Raw genomic sequence first — 18187 nt, forward strand, 5'->3', positions numbered from 1 at the left:
GCGACGCCGCCGGTGACAAGCCGCACGTGCTGGTCGTCGACGACGACAAGGCCGTGCGCGAGTCCCTGCGCCGGTCCCTGGAGTTCAACGGCTACGTGGTCGCCCTGGCCGGCGACGGCGCCGAGGCGCTCGCCGGGATCGCCAACCACGGCCCCGACGTCGTGGTGATGGACGTGATGATGCCCCGGCTCGACGGCATCGAGGCCACCAAGGCGCTGCGGGCAGCGGGCAACGACGTACCCATCCTCGTGCTGACCGCCCGCGACGCGGTCGGTGACCGCGTGGACGGCCTCGACGCCGGGGCCGACGACTACCTCACCAAGCCGTTCGCGCTCGAGGAGCTGCTGGCCCGCCTGCGTGCGCTGCTGCGCCGGGCCGCGCCGATCGGCGAGGAGGACGAGGAGACCCTGTCCTTCGCCGACCTCACCATGAACACCACGACCCGCGAGGTCACCCGCGGCGATCGGGCCATCGAGCTCACCCGCACCGAGTTCACGCTCCTGGAGATGTTCCTGCGGCGGCCCCGCCGCGTACTCGACCGGTCCTTCATCCTCGAAGAGGTCTGGGGCTACGACTTCCCGACCACGGCCAACTCGCTGGAGGTCTACGTCGGCTACCTGCGCCGCAAGACCGAGGCCGAGGGCGAGCCCCGGCTGATCCACACCGTACGCGGCATCGGCTACGTGCTGAAGGAGCCGTGAGCAGCGCCGTGACCGCGACGGCCACCGGCTCGCGCTACCGCGGCTCCCTGGCGGGCCGGGTCACCCTGCTGACCACCCTCGCCGTCGCCGGCTCGATCGCCATGATCGCGATCGGGCTCTACTTCGTCGTACGCATCCAGCTGCAGGCCAACATGGACGAGTCGCTGTTGAAGCGAGCCAATGTCGCAGCCGCGAGCACCGCGTCCATCCAGGACACCCGGACCGGAGCGGCCTTCCCGACATGGGTGCTGAACGCCGGCGACATCCAGATCGCCGAAGTCGTCGATGCACATAACTACTGGTCGCCGACGCTCGGTACCTTCCCGTTGCCAGGGGAGCCTGAGGAGGCGGTAGCGAAGGGGCATGCAAAGCAGGCGGTTCGGACGATCCACACCCGGAGCGGTGTGTTCCGAGTGGTGAGCGTGCCGATCCCCGACAGCAACTCAGCGCTGATGCTGGCGCAGTCGCTGGAGCCGCAGCAGGCGATGTACAAGCGGCTCGGGTTCGTCGTGCTCTTCTTCGGCGCCGCCGGGGTCGTCGCGGCGGCGTTCGCCGGGTGGGTCGTGGCAGCAGGCGGTCTGCGTCCGGTGCGGCGCCTGACCGCGTCGGTGGACCGGATCGCGACCACCGAGGACCTCACCCCGCTCCCGGTCGAGGGCGACGACGAGATCGCCCGGCTGGCGACCTCGTTCAACCGGATGCTGTCCGCGGTCTCCGCGTCCCGGGACCGGCAGCGGCAGCTGGTGGCGGACGCCTCCCACGAGCTGCGTACGCCGCTGACCTCGCTCCGCACCAACGTCGAGCTCCTCACCCAGGCCGACGCCTCGATCTCGGGCGAGCAGCGGGCCGACCTGCTCGGCGACATCCGCGCCCAGATCGAGGAGCTCACCAACCTGATCGGCGACCTCGTCGAGCTGGCCCGCGACGAGCCGGCCGAGCCGACGCTCGAGACGGTGGACCTCTCCGACGTGGTGGACCGGGCGCTCTCCCGGGTCCGTCTGCGCGCACCGTCGGTGACCTTCACCGAGGAGATGGCGCCGTGGTGGGTCATGGGCGACGCCAGCTCGCTCGAGCGTGCCGTCACCAACCTGCTCGACAACGCCGCCAAGTGGTCCCCGGACTCCGGCACGGTGCACATCTCCCTGCACGCCGGTGTGCTCCACGTCGACGACGAGGGACCGGGCATCGCCGAGGACGACATCCCCTACGTCTTCGACCGGTTCTACCGCTCCACCGAGGCCCGTTCGATGCCTGGGTCGGGGCTCGGCCTCGCTATCGTCCGGCAGGTCGCCGAACGCACCGGCGGGTCGGTCTCCGCGGCCCGCTCCCCGCACGGCGGCGCACGGATGACGCTACGTCTGCCGGGCTCGGCCTCACCCCGGCCGACCGAACCGCCCCCGGCTGTGTTGAACAATGAAGGACTGAACCGTTGAGATACGCCGTCCTGGCGCCCGGTCTGCTGGCGCTGCTCTCCCTCGCTGCCTGCGGAGCCGAGGAACCCGCCTCCCCATCCGCATCGGCGTCCGCGTCGGGGTCCGACCACTCCGCCCAGGAGACGTTCAACCCGTGCGACGGGCTCGACATCGCTCCGGTCGAGAAGGCCCTCGGCGCCCAGCTCCGCGTCGAGAAGGGCACCTCGGCGGCACCCCGCTGTGCGCTCCTGCCCGAGGAGTCGGGTGGCACTGCGTACGAGCTGAACTACCTGCCCTTCAAAGGCACCCTCGCGGACGCGTGGAAGACCATGGACGTGCAGTCGGGCAAGGTCAGCGAACCCGAGGTCGAGGGCGCCGATGACGCCCGGCTGGTCAAGCAGCAGGGCGTCAGCTCGTACGCCGTCACCGGCTTCGTCCAGAACGGCGCCCTGATCCAGAGTTTCAACTCCGTCGACCTGGAGCCGTACGACGGCGACGCCATGGACCGCGCCGCCCAAGCCCTGCTCGAGCAGCTCAGCGCCAACGCGCCCTAGCCGGTCAGTGCTTCTTCGTCTCCCGCCAGGAGCGCTCGAACGGCAGCCGCCAGGCGTGCGGGGCGATCAGCTGGTGGATCGAGTTGGGACCCCACGAACCCGGCGCGTAGAGGCGCACCGGCGGCGGGTTGTCGAGGAGCGGCTGGGAGATCTCCCAGAGCGTCTCGATGCCCTCGGCGGTCGTGAAGAGCGTGTGGTCGCCGCGCATGGCGTCGTGGATGAGACGCTCGTAAGCCTCCAGGACGCTGGTCGAGGAGGTCGTGTCCTGGGTGGAGAACTGCATGGACAACTTCTCGAGCTTCATGCCGGGGCCGGGGCGCTTGCCGTAGAAGGAGAGCGACATCTTCGACTGGTCGGCCAGGTCGAAGGTGAGGTGGTCGGGACCCTGCGTGCCGGCGCCGGAGTTGGCCGGGAACATCGTCAGCGGGGGCTCCTTGAACGCGATCGAGATGATCCGCGCGCCCTCGGCGAGCTTCTTGCCGGTGCGCAGGAAGAACGGCACGCCGGCCCAGCGCCAGTTGTCGATGGTGACCTTGAGCGCGATGAAGGTCTCGGTGTCGGAGTCGTCGGCGACCTCGTTCTTGCCGCGGTAGCCGGAGTATTGACCGCGCACGACGTTCTTCGGCTTGATCGGCTGCATCGAGCGGAAGACCTTGTTCTTCTCCTCGCTGATCGGGCCGGGAGCCAGGGTGGTCGGCGGCTCCATCGCCATGAACGCCAGCACCTGCATCAGGTGGGTGACGACCATGTCGCGGTAGGCGCCGGTGCTCTCGTAGAACGCGGTGCGTCCCTCCAGGCCCAGCGTCTCGGGGATGTCGATCTGGACGTGGTCGATGAAGTTGCGGTTCCAGATCGGTTCGAAGAGACCGTTGGCGAAGCGGAAGGCCAGGATGTTCTGCGCGGCCTCCTTGCCGAGGAAGTGGTCGATCCGGAAGATCTGCTCCTCGGTGAAGACCTCGTGGATCTTCGCGTTGAGCTCCTTGGCCGACTCGAGGTCGGTGCCGAAGGGCTTCTCCATGATGATCCGGGCGCGCTCGACGAGGTCGGCCTCCTCGAGCTGGCGGATCACGTCCTGGGCGGCCTTGGGCGGGACGCTGAGGTAGTGGAGGCGGCGTACGTCGCTGGCGACGCCCTGGAGCTTCTTCTCGGCGAGCTTCACCGCATCGGCGAGCGCGTGCGGGCCTTCCTTGGTGGAGACGTAGGAGAGCATCCCTGCGAACGCCTTCCACCGCTCGTCGGTGATGTCGCCCTTGCCGAACTCCTCGCACGCCTCGCGAGCGAAAGCGACGAACTGCTCGTCGGACATCTCCTCCAGGGACGTGCCGACGATCTGGGCATCCGTCATCAGCCCGGCCTCGTTGAGCCGGAGCAGGCCGGGCAGGAGCTTGCGGCGCGCCAGATCGCCCGTCGCACCGAAGAGCACGATCACATGTGGCAGGGCTTTGTCGTCGATGGTCGCCATGATGAGTCCACGGTAGTCCTCGTTTTATGAACGATCCAATAGACAACGACCGCCGTCTCAACGTGTCGCCGTCTTTTCACCTGATTGATCATCTACCGAGGGAAGCACGCACACGATCGGCCTTCAACCGAGCCTCGGCGGCCTCCTCGGCGACGTCCGATCTGACGGTGATCCCGCCGCCGGTGCCGATGCGCCAGGTGCGGGTGTCGTGGGTCGTCAGGGTGCGGATGACGACGCCCAGATCAGCAGGGCCGTCGCCCGAGATCCAGCCGAACGCCCCGGCGTACGCCGCCCTCGGGCCGCCCAGGTCACGCTCGGCCCGCTCGATGACCTCCATGGTGCGGAGCTTCGGCGCACCCGTCATCGAGCCGGCGGGGAAGAGCCTGCGCAGCGCTTCGATCGTGGTGATCCCGTCGCTGAGGCGTCCTCGGACCGTGGTGACGAGCTGGTGCACGGTCTCGTAGGACTCCACCTGCATCAGGCCCGGCACCTCCACCGTCCCTGGATCGCACACCATCGCCAGGTCGTTGCGGAGCAGGTCGGCGATCATCAGGTTCTCGCTGCGCAGCTTGGGATCCGTACGCAGCAGCTCCGCGTTGGCGGCGTCCTGTTCTGCCGTGGCACCTCGTGGCGTCGTCCCCTTGATCGGCCTGGTCTCGATCGTGCGCTCCTCGTCGATGACCGCGTACCGCTCCGGGCTCGAGCTCAGCAGCCACGCAGCGTGGCCGGCGACGTCGTGCTGGAGGAACCCTGCGTACGGGGCGGGGTTGATGCTTCTGAGCCGCAGATATGTCTCCACCGGGTCGGCCTCGGCTTCGACCGTGGTGCGGTAGGTCAGGTTGGCCTCGTAGGTGTCGCCGGCGTGGAGGGCGTCTTGGATCTGGGCGAAGGCGGCGCGGTAGGCGGGGGACGGCGGGGAGGAATCCCCGGTTAACCGGGTATTCCTGCACTTCTCTGGCATTGCAACACCCGAGAAGTGCAGGGATTGCCCGAGAAGTTCGTGCTCGAAGAGCCGGATGTGCGACGGCCGCATCCAGACCGCATCGGGAACGTCCTGCGACGGAGCGGCGGGGAGATCGGGCCGGCAGGCGTAGCCGAGATAGCCGAACCACTGCTCCCCGGGCCCGACCTCGCGTTCGAGAACCTCCCAGATGTCGTCGCCGACGACCTCGGAGCGCCCGCCGGCATGGCGCAGAACCTCACGCCGAGCGGCCGAGTACGTCAGCGAGACGTCGTCGTCCTCCAGCCAGCCGATCAGGGACCGGGTGCCGGACCACTCGCGCGCGCCACCGCCGTCGAGCCAGACGCAGCGCGGGTGTGCGGCGGCCACCTCGGCGAAGAGGTCCTCGACGCTCACCGCTGCCTCAGACCTGCCGGTTCAGGAAGTTCGCGACCATCGCCGCACCGTGCTGGGAGAGCACAGACTCGGGATGGAACTGCACGCCTTCCAGCGGCAGCGACCGGTGGCGTACGCCCATCACGACCCCGTCCTCGGACCGGGCCGTGATCTCCAGGACATCAGGCACGGAGACGGCCGCGAGGGAGTGGTAGCGCACCGCCTCGAGCGGGGACGGGAGGCCCGCGAACACACCCTGGCCGTCATGGGTCACCTGCGCGACCTCACCGTGGGCGGGCTCGATCCGGTCGACGACCCCGCCGTAGGCGGTCACCAGGCCCTGCATCCCCAGGCAGACGCCGAGGACGGGCCGCCCCGCCGCCAGGAGTACGTCACGCCCGACCGCGAAGTCCGCCGGGTCGGCAGGGTGGCCGGGCCCGGGCGAGAGCACCACATGGGAGTAGCCGGCCAGGTCGCCGAGCTTCACCTCGTCGTGCTCGACGACGTCCGGCATCTCGCCGGTGACCTGCGCGATCATGTGGACGAGGCTCCACACGTAGGAGTCGTGGTGGTCGACCACCACAACGCGGGCGCTCATTGGGCTAGAAGGTCGCTGACGACGTCGTGGATGAGGTCGTAGCCACGCTCGGTGAGGACCGACTCCGCGTGGAACTGGATGCCGGCGTAGTGGGGTCCGGAGATCGCGTGGATGTCACCCGTCTCGGGGTCGGCGTCCACCGAGACCCCCGCGGGCAGCTCCGTCGACCCGAGGCGTCCCACGAAGGTGTTGTAGAAGCCGACCCGCTCGCGCCGCGGCCGTCCGCCGAACCCGAGGCCGACCCGGGTCTGGGTGCCCTGGAAGACGATGTCCTTGTAGTGCAGCCCGATCCCGAGCTGGTGGCACAGCGCCTGGTGGCCGAGGCAGACCGCCAGGAAAGGCTGTCCGCTCTCGAGCAGCGACGCCACCGCGGAGCGCAGCTTGGCCATCTTGGGGTCCTCGTCGTCGCGCGGGTCGCCCGGCCCGGGACCGACGATCACCAGATCGGCACCCTCGAAAGCACCATCCTCGTAGTCCTCGTGGCGGACCACCGACGAGGTCATGCCGAGCACCCGGAGGACGTGGCGCAGCATGCGTACGAAGTCGTCCTCGCCGTCGAGGATCACCGCGTGCTTGCCGGCGAGGTGGGCCGAGGGCTCCTCGTCGGCCTGGTCGGTGAGCCAGAACGACGACAGCCGGCGGTTGCGGGCGGCCAGGGTCAGCAGCAGGTCCTCGTCGTTGACCAGCTCGGAGACGTCCTGCGCGAGCGCCGGCGCGGCCGGCACCAGTCCGAAGGCCGACAGGATCCCGCCGGCCTTGGCGTGCGTCTCGGCGACCTCGTAGTTCGGGTCGGAGTCGCGCACCAGGGTCGCCCCGGCGCTCACCTTCAGCTCACCGGTCAGCGACACGTCCGCGGTCCGGATCACGATCGGCGAATCGACCGTCGGCGCACCGGACTCGTCACGGCCGAGCAGCGCGAGGGCGGCGCCGTAGTAGCCACGGCCCTCCGGCTCGTACTTCTTGATCAGCCGGCACGCGTTCTCCACCGGTGAGCCGGTGACGGTGGCGGCGTACATCGTGTCGCGCAGGATCTCGCGCGGATCACGCCCGGAGCGGCCGGCGAGCAGGTATTCGGTGTGGATCAGCCGTGACATCGGCTTCAGGAACGGCCCGAGCACCTGGCCGCCCTGGTCGCAGATGTCGCACATCATCTTGAGCTCCTCGTCGACCACCATGAAGAGCTCGTAGACCTCCTTCTGATCCGTCAGGAAGTCGGTCAGCTGCCCCTTGAGGTCGTGGGCGATCTTCTCGGGCGTTCCCTCGAGGTCGTGTGGCAGCCGGAAGGTGCCGGAGATCGGGTTCATCCGGACGTCGCCGCCGTGGACGCTGACATGGCGCTCCGGGCTCGCCCCGATCAGGTAGCGGTCGCCGGTGAAGAAGCAGTAGGTCCAGTAGGCCCCGCGCTCGCGCTCCAGAAGACGACGCAGCACGGTGAGCGCGCGGTCGTGGTTCCAGTCGTCGAGCTGGGCCCGGTAATGGCGGCCGATCACGAAGTTGGCGCCCTCGCCCTGGCCGATCTCGTCCTCGATGACGGTCTTGACCAGGTCGGCGTAGGTGTCGTCGTCCACGTCGAACCCACCGCGGTCGGTGAACTCCACGGGCACGTCCGGCAGCGCCTCGATCACCTCGGCGACCGAGAACTCCCACTCGCGCTCGACGTCGACGACCACCAGCGGGGTGCCGTCGTCGTGCGCCTCGAAGCCGCGCTCGGTCACCTGCCGGAACGGCACCGCGAGCAGCCGGTCGGCCACCTTGCCGGGCTCCGGGGCACCCTCCTCGAGAGGCACGTCGAGCAGCGACTCGACCACCGACCTCGTGCCCGCGAGCACCCCGACCGTGTCCCGGTCGCCGGCCCGCGAGGAGCGCCGGATGATCGCCCACGCCTCATGCCCCGTGATCTCCTCGATCGCGGTCCGGGCAGGGCTGTTGGTCGTCATGGGATGAGCCTAATCCGCGTGCTCGCGCCAGACCCATTCGATTCGGATGGTGGGCCACGTGCAACCCCGTCGTGCCCTCGATCCGTTGAGAGAGCGTGAGACGTTCCCAAGACGCCGAATTCGAGGCCTTCGTACGCCGCCACCGAGCGCAGCTCGTCGGCACCGCCCGGCTGCTGACCGCCGGCGACGCCCACCTGGCCGAGGACCTGGTCCAGACGACCCTGGTCAAGGTCTACCTGGCCTGGGGGCGAGCGTCCCAGCAGCCCGCTGCGTACGCTCGCCGCACCCTGGTCAACTGCCTGACCGACCACCGCAGGCGGCCGTTCTTCCGACGGGAGCACGGCGCGGTCTCGCTGCCCGAGGCCGCGGTCGAGGACCCGGCGATGGTCGATCCCGAGCTGGTCGCGGCCCTGGCCGAGCTCCCACCCCGCCAGCGTGCAGCGGTCGTGCTCCGCCATGTCCACGACCTCTCGGTAGACGACGTCGCCGACGCGTTGAGCTGCTCGACCGGAACCGTGAAGTCCCAGACGGCACGCGGCCTCGACAAGCTCCGTGCGCTGCTCACCCCCACCCAACTGACAGGAGACTCCCGATGAACGACGTGATCGACCGCCTCGCCCGCCTGACCCCGGCCGCCTCGCCGACGGACGACACCGCCGCCGACCTCCGCCGCGGACACCGGGCTCTCTCCCGCCGCCGGATCAAGCGTGCCGCCCTCGGCGGCGCCGCCCTGACCCTCACGGTCGGCGGCGCCTTCGGCGGGATCGCCCTGACCTCCGACGACGAGGTCACGCCGATCACCCAGGCCGCCGACAACGTACGCCTCGTCGACTACGACGGCACTCAGATGCCCGGCTACACCGTGGCAAAGGTGCCCGAGGGCTTCGTGCTGCAGGGAACCGACCAGCACGTCCTCGCCGTCGCCCGCCCCGACGACAAGTCGACCATCAGCGACTTCCGGGACAAGATCGTGGTGACCCTCGAGACCGAATCCTCGCCCACCGAGAGCGCCACCGACACCACCGTCGACGGCCAGCCCGCCACCATCGTCACCAACTCCGAAGGCACGACGACGCTCAAGTACGCCTACCGCGACTTCACCGTCGTCATCCAGATGTGGAACACCATCCACCTCACCGACAAGCAGCTCGTCGAGTTCGCCGAGGGCATCGAGGTCACCGCCGACGCCAAGCCCTCCTTCGGCTGACCCGAGTCGGCGCACCTGTCCCGCCGAAGCTCGCCGAGTCGGCGCTGATGTCCCAGATCTGATCGCCGAGTCGGCGCAACTGCCCCAACAACGCGGGACAGTCGCGCCGACTCGGCGCAATTCGACGGGACAGACGCGCCGAGTCGGCGATGACGGCTAGGCTCCGCCGGTGGGAGTCAACGACTTGAGCAATGAGGACTTCGAGCGGCTCTATGGGCGCTGGGCCTCGCACACGCCGGCCGACGTGGCCACACTGTTCGCCGGTTATCCCGGCACCTGGTGGATCGCCGGTGGATGGGCGATCGAAGCGTTCACCGGCGTGCGTCGTGAGCACGAGGACGTCGACGTCAGCGTGCTGCGTAACGAGTTGCCACGGCTGAGGAAGCATCTGGCGGGACGATTCGACGTGTGGGCAGCCGGCACGACGGCGCTGCGCCCGCTGCTTCCCGACGACGACATCGACGACGATCCTGATGCCACGCTGTGGGACACCGAGGGTCAGATCTGGATACGCAAGAGCGCGCTGAGCCCCTGGGAGTACGACATCCTGCTCTCCCCTGGCTCAGCCCGACTGTGGGAGTACCGTCGCGATCCGTCGATCCGGATGCCGATGACCGATGCGCTCTGGGAGCGGGACGGCGTACGTTATCTGGCCCCCGAGATCCAGCTTCTCTACAAGGCCAGCGGATTGCGCCCGAAGGATCAGGCCGATTTCGACGCCACCGTCCCGCTGCTCAACGACCGCGACCGCAGGTGGTTGCGCGGCGCGCTCGAACAGACCTTGCCCGGCCACCCCTGGATCGCCGCCCTCTAGTCAGGAGACGGTGGTCAGGAGCTGGGTGGCACGGGTGAGGACGACGTAGAGCGTGGCGCGGCCGGTGGCCGACTCACGCTCGATCTCGTCGGGGCTGACCACGACGATGCCGTCGAACTCGAGGCCCTTGGTGTCCAGACCGGTGAGGACGACGATGCGGTCCTCGCCGGAGGGCACAGAGGTCGGGTCGGCGGCCGAGGCGGCAGCCGAAGGAGCGTCGGCCGCGAACTCCGTCCACGACGCCAGCCAGGAGTTGACCTCGGAGCGGCGCGCGACCGGGACCACGATGCCGACGGTGCCGCCGACCTGGGACGCGATCTCGCCGACCGCCTCCCGGGTGGCCTTCTCCAGGTCGACCGCGTGCTCGATGACCTGCGGCTCGACGCCGGTGGAGCGGACCGCGGTCGGCAGGTCGGCGTCGAGCCCGACCCGCTCGGCGTACGCGGCGGCGAAGGCGTAGATCTCGGCCGAGTTGCGGTAGTTCGTGGACAGGTGGAAGGAGTGGACCGGCTTGCCCTCGAGCGCCTTGGCCCGCGCCTCCTCCGCCTCCTCCGGCACCGGCCACGAGGACTGAGCCGGGTCACCGACGATCGTCCAGGAGGCCGTACGTCCCCGGCGACCGACCATCCGCCACTGCATCGGGGTGAGGTCCTGGGCCTCGTCGATGAGGATGTGGGCGAACGGGTCGTCGTCGATCCGGTAGGTCGGCGGGCGCCAGCCCCGGCCCGAGGCGAACTCGCGGTCGGAGGCGGTCATCAGCTCGGCGATGTCGATGCCACTCTGGTCGGCGTCGCGCTCGTCGGCGACCTGCTCGGGGATGTCGCCGATCGCGTAGCGCAGCTCGTCGAGCAGCGGGATGTCCTCGATGGCCAGGTCGGCGTCGGTCAGCCCGCGGCCAGCCCACGACTTCAGGAGCAGCTGCTGCTCGTCGTAGGTCAGGATCCCCTCGGAGACGCGGGCCAGGAACTCCGGGTCGCGGAGCCAGCCGAGCACCTCCCGCGCCTCGAGCGCGGGCCACCAGGCGGCGGCGAAGTCGAGGAAGGCCGGGTTGTCGAGCATCTCGTCGTTGAAGGCCTCGCGGCCCCGCTCGCGGCCGCGCTCACCGCGTACCTGACGCCAGAGGATGTCGAGAAGCATCTGGGGTACGCGGCGCAGCTGCTGGTTGCGGCGGCCTTGGCTCATCAGCTGGCGGCGCAGCTCACCGAGCCGCTTGCCGTCCAGCCGCAGCGAGTCGTCGCGGTAGAAGACCTTGAACTCGCGCGGGGAGCCCGGCGCCTGCTGGCGCGAGGCACGACGCAGCACCTCGGCCATCCTGGCCGAGCCCTTCACGTCGGCGACGGCGGGGTCGTTGTGCCAGGTGGCGCGTACGCCGTCGACGACCTCACCCAGCGAACGCAGTGCCACCGCGGTCTCACCGAGGCTCGGCAGGACGCGCTCGATGTAGCGCATGAAGACGCCCGACGGGCCCACGATGAGCACGCCGCCGGACTCGTAGCGCCGGCGCTCGGTGTAGAGCAGGTACGCCGCCCGGTGGAGAGCCACCACGGTCTTGCCCACTCCGGGACCGCCGGAGATCGTGGTCACGCCGCGACCCGGCGCACGGATGGCCTTGTCCTGCTCGGCCTGGATGGTGGCGACGATGGAGTGCATCGTGCGGTCGCGGGCACGGCTGAGCTGGGCGATCAGCGCGCCCTCACCGACGATCGGCAGGTCGGCACCGGAACGCTCCAGAGCCTCGGCGTCGAGCAGCTCGTCCTCGATGCCGACGACGGTCTGGCCCTCGGAGCGGAGCACGCGGCGCCGGATCACCGACTTCGGCTCGACCGCGGTGGCCTGGTAGAACACCGCGGCCGCCGGGGCACGCCAGTCGATCAGCAACGAGTCGCGCTCGGCGTTGCGCAGACCGATGCGGCCGACGTAGCGCGGCTCCGGGTCGACCTCCGGGTCGAGGTCGAGGCGACCGAAGACCAGCCCCTCGTGCGCAGCATCGAGCTGGGCGATCCGTCGCGCCGCCTGGAAGGCGAACGCGTCGCGCTCGACCAGTCCGCCCTCGTGCCCCAGGCGCCCACGGTCGCGGCCCTCCTTGGCCAGCTCCTGCGCAGCGCGCGCCGACTCCCCCAGCTGGAGGTAGACACGATCTACGAACCCCTGCTCCTGAGCGATCTCGCGCTCAGCCAGCTTGTCGTTCAACTGGATGTTCCCCCGTCACAAAGATCCACACCCGCCGTGCGCCCCCCATGGCGCACGGCAAGGAGACAACTCTACCCCGACGTGGGGTAACGCGGGCACAGGTGCCATCAGTCGACCGGACGGTAGACCACCAGTGCTCCGTCGAAGGTGTCGTGGCCGTTGCCGCTCCTCGCGAGGTCGTCCTCGGTCGTCTCCAGAGCGACGTCGTACGTGTCGTACGCCAACAGCTGGTCGCCCACCAGATAGCCGCAACCCCCGGTGTTGTCCGTGGACGTCGAACCGTCCGTGCGTCGACCGAGTTCACGGGACGTCGCGCGGCTCGTGACGGACCCGCCACAGGTCTGATAGCCGACCAGCGCTGGGCGATCGCCGGTGGCGATCTCGGTCGAGAACGCGCGAGTCTTCGAGATCGGGATGACCCGGTCCACCTGCCAGCGCCGACCGTCGTGCTCGGTGAGCTTGTCGATCTTCGTGGCACCCAGCTGAATCTGGTCCCCGGCCTCGTAGACCGCAATCCCCATGAGGACGGCGACATGCTCCGGTGGGTTGGTCGATCCGTCCCGGCGCATGGCGACCAGCTTCACGGTGTGACGGCCGGGCGACAGCAATCCGTCCGGTTGCCACAGCTGGCTGATCGCCAGATCAGGCGTCGGCATGACGAACGAGTCCGCGCTGCAGCCGCCGCCTCCGACCGCCTTCCCGTCGATCTGATAGCTGACCTCGAACATGCCCGTCGGGTCCATGCAGACCGGTGCCACCACGATCGGTCGGCCACTGGCGCGGAACGAGTAGCGGACCACCGTGTCGTCCGGATCGCCGAACTCTCCGCCGAGGAGCGACGCGCCGCCGTAGGTCGCCGGAAATATCCGTCCTGCGTGGCTCACCGCATCGCCCGCGATGCCCCCGGTCCTCTCGTAGAGGCCGAGCGACACCTCACCGCCGTCAGGAGCGTTCGTTGCCTGCACGGTGATGTGTCCGCCCGCATGGAACGGGATCGGGTGCAACGCGGAGCGCTCATCTCCCCTGACCCGCAGGACCGGCTCGTCGTTGATGAAGACCGTGGCGGTGCCGGCCTCCAGACCGGTTCCTCGTACGACGACTCCCCACTGTCCGTCGTCGCTCGGCGTGGGCACCTCGATCTGATCATGATCGGGGCCGACCTCCAGCGCCTCGGTGTCGGCGAGCTCGTAGGTGAAGTGCAGGGCCTTCACCTCCCCCGGCAGCCCGGCCACAGGTACGCGGGCGAGGCCTGGCATCAGCACCACCAGGCCGGCGGTGGCAACCACGGCGGCAACGACAGCGGCTACGGCCGCCCGCCGCGTACGAACCTGCTGGATCCGCGCGCGAACAGCCACGCCACGCGCCATCATCGGAGCGCCGGCCTGGTCGGCGCGAACGGTCAGCATCGTACGGAGGTCGTCGATGGTGTTCATCAGTTCTCCTCCTGGGCCGGAGCGAGGGCGGGGTCGATGCGGAGCTTGGCGAGGGCCTTGAACGTCTGGGACTTCACGGTCCCGACGGAGCAACCGAGCAGATCGGCTGTCTGGGCCTCGGTGAGGTCCTCGAAGTAGCGCAGGACGATGACCGCGCGCTGTCGGCGCGGCAACCTCCCGAGCGCGGTCCACAGATCGTGGGCGCCCTCCTCGGGATGGTCGACGGAGCTCTCGACGAGCTCCGGGACAGCCTGCTCGCCGTTCCACTTCCGTCGCCACCACGAGGTGTAGGTGTTGACGAGGATCCTGCGGACGTACGCCTCGTGGTTCTCGATCTTCGCCCAGGCGAACCACGCCTTGGTGAGCGACGTCTGCAGCAGGTCCTCGGCGAGCGCGTGGTCACGTGTGAGGAGATAGGCGGTACGCAGCAGCGCACCCGATCGCGCCGCGACGAAGTCGTCGAAGTCGACCGCCGCAACCCTCACCTCACGCTCGCGCCGGGTCGGCGCGATGGCATCCGTCGTCATGCCCACCCTGACCGTGTGGGCGGCCAGGATGGTTGCCTCGCGCCGTTCTCATTTGTCGAGCTACTTCTTCCGCGTCAGGAAGGCGGTCATCGCCTCGCGGGCCTCGTCGGAGCCGAAGAGGCGGGCGGAGAGGGCGGCCATCTCCTCGCCGCCGGCGTCGATGTGCTCGACCAGGCCGCGGACCATGAGGCGCTTGGTCTCGCGCAGACCCTGAGGCGATCCTTCCAACAACGAGGAGGTGATGGCGGCGACCTCGTCGTCGAGCGACTCGGCGGGGACGGCTGCGGTCAGGATGCCGATGCGGGCGGCCTCGGCGGCGTCGAACTTGTCGCCGGTGAGGAAGTAGCGGGAGGCGGCGCGGGAGTCGATCCGGGGCAGGATCGAGAGGGAGATCGCGGCGGGGGCCAGGCCCAGGCGGACCTCGGTGAGCGCGAAGGAGACGGTGTCGGCGGCGATCGCGATGTCGGCGGCGGCGACGAGCCCGAGGCCGCCGGCGCGCACGGGGCCCTGGACCTTCGCCACGACGGGCTTGGTCAGGGCGACGATGGTGCGCTGGAGACGTACGATCCCGCGGGTGCCCTCCTCCATCGGCACGGTCGCGGCCTCGGAGAGGTCGGCGCCGGAACAGAAGACGGTGCCGGTCGCCTGAAGCACGACCGCCTTGACCGAGGTGTCCTTGTCGGCCGCGTGCAGGGCATCGAACAGCTCGGTGACCAGCTGGCGGGAGAGCGCGTTCCGGTTGGCCGGCGAGTCGAGGGTGATGGTGGCGACTCCGTCGACGACATCGAGGTGGACGAGCTCAGCGGTGGTTTCAGGCGACTCAGTCATGGGGCAGACCTTACGGTGCTTGACTGGGGGTGTGGACCCGGTCCGCTATGCGTTTTCCGCCATTCCTCGGGAGGGATTCCTCCCACCTGAGGAGCGGGACTTCGCGGGCTTCGACGAGCCGCTTCCGATCGGCCACGGGCAGACCAACTCGCAGCCGCGGACCGTGGCGGACATGCTTCGCCTTCTCCAGGTCTCACCGGGCGACAAGGTGCTCGACGTCGGCTCCGGATCGGGCTGGACCACCGCGCTGCTCGCGCATCTGACCGGGCCCGAGGGAATGGTCATCGGCGTCGAGCTGGAGCCGTCCCTGGTCAGGTTCGGCCGCCGGAACCTGGCCGCGACCGACCAGCCGTGGGCCCGCATCGAGAAGGCGAGGCCCGGCGTGCTCGGGTGGCCTGACCAGGCTGCGTACGACCGCATTCTCGTCTCCGCCGAGGCCGAGGCGATGCCGGGCGAGCTGATGGACCAGCTCGCCGCGCCGGGTCGGATGGTGGTGCCGGTGGCCGGCCTGATGATGCTGGTCGAACGGAACGAGACCGGCACCGCGCGCCTGAGCAGCCACGGTTGGTATCGCTTCGTGCCGCTGCGTAAGCCCTAAGGCCCCGTACGCCGCTTCTGCTCGCCCTCGTCGGGGTGCGGCACCGCGCGCAGCTTGCCCGGCGGGACCGGGGGCGGTGGCTTGGTCGGCGGCAACGGGCGGCTGAACTCGTCGCGGCGCCGGATCCGGCGGGCAGTCTTGCGGAGCCAGGAGGGGTCCATGACGATCTCGTGGGTGTTGCCGTCGGGACCGTCGAAGGTGACCGCCACCGTCTCGAAGCCCTTGTGGCGCTGCATGAGGGCGTAGCTCGCGTAGGCGCGGCGGTCGGCCTCGGTCAGCTCGACGTCGTCGGTGAAGAGGGTGAGCAGCGCCCGCGGCCACAGGTGGCGCGAGTAGACGACGTTGACCTCGATGGAGATCACCACCATCAGCGCCGCGATGTAGAGGAAGGCGACCAGACCGAGGACCAGCGCGAAGGTCTGGTTCATGCCGCGGGTGGCGGCGAGCACGTGCTGGACGAACTCCGCGCCGAAGTACTGCAGCACCTGCCACAGCAGCCCGAAGGTGAACGCCCCCGGGAGGGCGTGCGCGAGCGAGTGGTCGCGCGTGGTGGCCATCCGGAAGACGACGCACAGCATGCCGGTGACGATCGCGACGGTGCCGAGGATCACCAGCCAGTAGCCGACGTCGACCGCCTTGAACCCGAGGAAGTCGGTGTGGCTCAAGACCAGGGACAGCGCGGTGACCGAGAGGATGGCCAGGCCACCGGCGGCGAGCATGAACAGCGACCGCACTCGCAGCAGGATCGGGTTGGGCCGGCTGTTGCGCGGCACCGACCAGGCGGTGTTGACCGCGTTCTGCATCGACAGGCCGAGACCGAGCGCACCGTAGAGGGCCGCCAGACCACCGACGATGATCGCGCCGGTCGACCCGGTCAGCTCCTTGCGTCCGAGCTGGTCGCCGATGATCGGGAACTGCGCCAGCGCCGTGTCGAGCACGTCCTCCTGCAGGCGCGGGTTGCCCTCCAGCACGAAACCGAGGATCGACGAGGCGAGCAGCAGGATCGGGAAGACCGCGACGAAGGCGTAGTAGGTGATGATCGCGGCCAGGTTGTTGCCCTGGTCCTCGTAGAACTTGTAGACGACGGCGATCGGGAACGCGACCGGCGGGAACCGGCGCTGAGCCCGATCCATTGCCTTCGCCGCTCCAGCCACAAGGGTCAGGCTAACCCCTGCCTGACCCGATAGATTGAACGTCGGTCAGGTCAGCAGGTCAGCACACTCGAGGAGATGACCCACCACATGTCCAACTTCGGCCCGCCGACCGGGCCGCCGCCAGGCGCACCGCAGGACCCCGCTCGTGGACCGGGCGAACAGCCCCAGATGCCGCCCTGGGCACAGCAGTCGTACGTCCCCTCCGGGCCTCCGCTCGCGACCTGGGCCCGCCGCGCCGGCGGCGCGCTGATCGACGTCGCGCTGCTGCTGCCGTTCTATCTGGTCGCCGGGGTGGGCGGTGGGCTGGCGCAGGAGTCGGGCTTCTTCGTCACCGCGTTCGGGCTTCTGGTCACCCTGGCCGGATGGGTCGGCGGCCTCGTCTTCGCGATCTGGAACCACGTCCTCAAGCAGGGCCGCTCCGGCTACACCATCGGCAAGGGGGTCATCGGGATCAAGCTGGTCCGTCACGACTCGCAGGCCACGATCGGCGTCCCGGTCGCGTTGGCCCGGCAGCTGCTCCACGTCCTCGACGGGTTCTGCATGCTCGGCTACCTGTGGCCGCTGTGGGACGACAAGCGTCAGACCTTCGCCGACAAGATCGTCGGCACCGTGGTCGTCGTCGAGCCTCGTCCATAGCCGCGGCAGGCCCAGGCGTGTGCGCTGACAATTGCGTCGCGATGTGGCCATACTCTGCCCATGTCTAACTACGGCCCGCCTCCTGGCGCCCCGCAGGACCCCTCCGGCCAGCCTCCTCTGCCGCCGACTCCGCCGCCCGCGCCGGCCTATGGCCAGCCCAGCGCCCCACCGCCTCCGCCCGCACCGGGCTACGGCGCCGCCCCTGCCGCTCCGGCCGGTCCGGCCGGTTACGGCTACGGCGCCCCGGCTGGTTACGGAGCTCCGGGCGGCTACGGCGCTCCGACGCCGCCGTACGCCTCCTGGGGCGCACGTGCGGGTGCCTTCATCATCGACGGACTCGTCGGGGCGGTCGCCATGATCCCGTTCTGGATCGGCTACGGCCTGCTCATCGGTGGGGCCGCCGCGGGTGGCGTCTCGGAGTATGACCCGAACACCGGCATGTACACGCCCGCCGGCGAGCCCAACGGGGCGCTCATGGCCATCGGCGGGCTCCTCATGTTCGTCGGCTTCCTCGTGAGTCTCGCCTTCCTGTTCTGGAACTACGGCCTGAAGCAGGGCAAGACCGGCTACTCGATCGGCAAGGGTGTCCTCGGCATCAAGGTCGTCAAGGAGGCCGACGGCCAGGTCCTCGGCACCTGGTTCTCGATCGGACGCTTCTTCGTCCACTACCTCGACCAGCTCGCCTGCTACATCGGCTACCTGTGGCCGCTGTGGGACGACAAGCGTCAGACCTTCGCCGACAAGATCCTCAGCACCATCGTGGTCGTCGAGCCGAAGAAGTAGAGGCAGCCGTACGCAGC

18 protein-coding genes are annotated in these 18187 nt (G+C 69.4%); 9 read left to right on the forward strand and 9 right to left on the reverse strand.

What is annotated here, in order from left to right:
- The first annotated feature begins 26 nt into the window (after positions 1-26).
- The 3 genes from ACFVJS_RS09975 to ACFVJS_RS09985 are packed head-to-tail and all read left to right on the forward strand — an operon-like array spanning position 27 to position 2667.
- Complete coding sequence (locus ACFVJS_RS09975; RefSeq protein ID WP_378878996.1) at positions 27-701, forward strand: response regulator transcription factor; 675 nt, start codon at positions 27-29, stop codon at positions 699-701.
- Positions 698-2134 carry a sensor histidine kinase gene (locus ACFVJS_RS09980; RefSeq protein WP_378878949.1) on the forward strand — a complete coding sequence of 479 codons (1437 nt, stop codon included), beginning with the start codon at positions 698-700 and terminating at the stop codon, positions 2132-2134. The genes ACFVJS_RS09975 and ACFVJS_RS09980 overlap by 4 nt, the downstream gene beginning before the upstream one ends.
- Entirely contained in the window at positions 2131-2667 is a 537-nt protein-coding gene (locus ACFVJS_RS09985; RefSeq protein ID WP_378878952.1) for a hypothetical protein, read from the forward strand. The genes ACFVJS_RS09980 and ACFVJS_RS09985 overlap by 4 nt, the downstream gene beginning before the upstream one ends.
- Positions 2668-2671: 4 nt before the next feature.
- On the opposite strand, the gene zwf is transcribed toward ACFVJS_RS09985, so the two are convergent.
- The 4 genes from zwf to ACFVJS_RS10005 all read right to left on the reverse strand — a co-directional run bounded on the left by zwf (position 2672) and on the right by ACFVJS_RS10005 (position 8000).
- Positions 2672-4129 (reverse strand): glucose-6-phosphate dehydrogenase, encoded by a 1458-nt coding sequence (gene zwf / locus ACFVJS_RS09990; protein WP_378878955.1) that lies wholly within the window; start codon positions 4127-4129, stop codon positions 2672-2674.
- A gap of 88 nt (positions 4130-4217) precedes the next feature.
- Entirely contained in the window at positions 4218-5486 is a 1269-nt protein-coding gene (locus tag ACFVJS_RS09995) for an anthranilate synthase component I family protein (protein ID WP_378878958.1), read from the reverse strand.
- A 7-nt stretch (positions 5487-5493) separates the two neighbouring features.
- Positions 5494-6063, reverse strand: a complete 570-nt coding sequence (locus tag ACFVJS_RS10000) for an anthranilate synthase component II (protein ID WP_378878961.1) — start codon at positions 6061-6063, stop codon at positions 5494-5496.
- Complete coding sequence (locus tag ACFVJS_RS10005; RefSeq protein WP_378878965.1) at positions 6060-8000, reverse strand: anthranilate synthase family protein; 1941 nt, start codon at positions 7998-8000, stop codon at positions 6060-6062. The genes ACFVJS_RS10000 and ACFVJS_RS10005 overlap by 4 nt, the downstream gene beginning before the upstream one ends.
- A gap of 95 nt (positions 8001-8095) precedes the next feature.
- Between ACFVJS_RS10005 and ACFVJS_RS10010 the strand changes: the two genes are divergently transcribed.
- The 3 genes from ACFVJS_RS10010 (at position 8096) to ACFVJS_RS10020 (ending at position 10021) form a co-directional block, all read left to right on the forward strand.
- The gene (locus ACFVJS_RS10010; RefSeq protein ID WP_378878967.1) at positions 8096-8596 is read left to right on the forward strand and encodes a SigE family RNA polymerase sigma factor; all 501 of its coding nucleotides are present in this window, start codon (positions 8096-8098) and stop codon (positions 8594-8596) included.
- Positions 8593-9207, forward strand: coding sequence for a hypothetical protein (locus ACFVJS_RS10015; RefSeq protein WP_378878970.1), 615 nt, complete (start codon positions 8593-8595; stop codon positions 9205-9207). Before ACFVJS_RS10010 ends, ACFVJS_RS10015 begins: the two co-directional genes overlap by 4 nt.
- A gap of 169 nt (positions 9208-9376) precedes the next feature.
- Complete coding sequence (locus ACFVJS_RS10020; protein ID WP_378878972.1) at positions 9377-10021, forward strand: nucleotidyltransferase domain-containing protein; 645 nt, start codon at positions 9377-9379, stop codon at positions 10019-10021.
- On the opposite strand, the gene ACFVJS_RS10025 is transcribed toward ACFVJS_RS10020, so the two are convergent.
- The 4 genes from ACFVJS_RS10025 to ACFVJS_RS10040 all read right to left on the reverse strand — a co-directional run bounded on the left by ACFVJS_RS10025 (position 10022) and on the right by ACFVJS_RS10040 (position 14999).
- Positions 10022-12211 carry a HelD family protein gene (locus ACFVJS_RS10025; protein ID WP_378878975.1) on the reverse strand — a complete coding sequence of 730 codons (2190 nt, stop codon included), beginning with the start codon at positions 12209-12211 and terminating at the stop codon, positions 10022-10024.
- A gap of 107 nt (positions 12212-12318) precedes the next feature.
- Positions 12319-13644, reverse strand: a complete 1326-nt coding sequence (locus ACFVJS_RS10030) for a hypothetical protein (RefSeq protein WP_378878977.1) — start codon at positions 13642-13644, stop codon at positions 12319-12321.
- A complete protein-coding gene (locus ACFVJS_RS10035) occupies positions 13644-14171 on the reverse strand; it encodes a SigE family RNA polymerase sigma factor (RefSeq protein ID WP_378878979.1) in 528 nt (175 codons plus the stop codon). The genes ACFVJS_RS10030 and ACFVJS_RS10035 overlap by 1 nt, the downstream gene beginning before the upstream one ends.
- A gap of 60 nt (positions 14172-14231) precedes the next feature.
- Positions 14232-14999 carry an enoyl-CoA hydratase family protein gene (locus ACFVJS_RS10040; protein ID WP_378878982.1) on the reverse strand — a complete coding sequence of 256 codons (768 nt, stop codon included), beginning with the start codon at positions 14997-14999 and terminating at the stop codon, positions 14232-14234.
- Here ACFVJS_RS10040 and ACFVJS_RS10045 point away from each other — a divergent pair.
- Positions 14998-15597 (forward strand): protein-L-isoaspartate O-methyltransferase, encoded by a 600-nt coding sequence (locus ACFVJS_RS10045; RefSeq protein ID WP_378878985.1) that lies wholly within the window; start codon positions 14998-15000, stop codon positions 15595-15597. The two genes, ACFVJS_RS10040 and ACFVJS_RS10045, sit on opposite strands and share 2 nt — an antisense overlap.
- Here the strand turns inward: ACFVJS_RS10045 and ACFVJS_RS10050 are convergent.
- Positions 15594-16730 carry a YihY/virulence factor BrkB family protein gene (locus ACFVJS_RS10050; RefSeq protein WP_378878988.1) on the reverse strand — a complete coding sequence of 379 codons (1137 nt, stop codon included), beginning with the start codon at positions 16728-16730 and terminating at the stop codon, positions 15594-15596. The two genes, ACFVJS_RS10045 and ACFVJS_RS10050, sit on opposite strands and share 4 nt — an antisense overlap.
- A 96-nt stretch (positions 16731-16826) precedes the next feature.
- Between ACFVJS_RS10050 and ACFVJS_RS10055 the strand changes: the two genes are divergently transcribed.
- The gene (locus ACFVJS_RS10055; protein ID WP_378878991.1) at positions 16827-17387 is read left to right on the forward strand and encodes an RDD family protein; all 561 of its coding nucleotides are present in this window, start codon (positions 16827-16829) and stop codon (positions 17385-17387) included.
- Positions 17388-17447: 60 nt separating this feature from the next.
- Entirely contained in the window at positions 17448-18170 is a 723-nt protein-coding gene (locus tag ACFVJS_RS10060) for an RDD family protein (RefSeq protein ID WP_378878993.1), read from the forward strand.
- Positions 18171-18187: the final 17 nt, after the last annotated feature.

Source organism: Nocardioides sp. NPDC057772 (assembly GCF_042798075.1).
Classification (GTDB): Bacteria; Actinomycetota; Actinomycetes; order Propionibacteriales; family Nocardioidaceae; genus Nocardioides.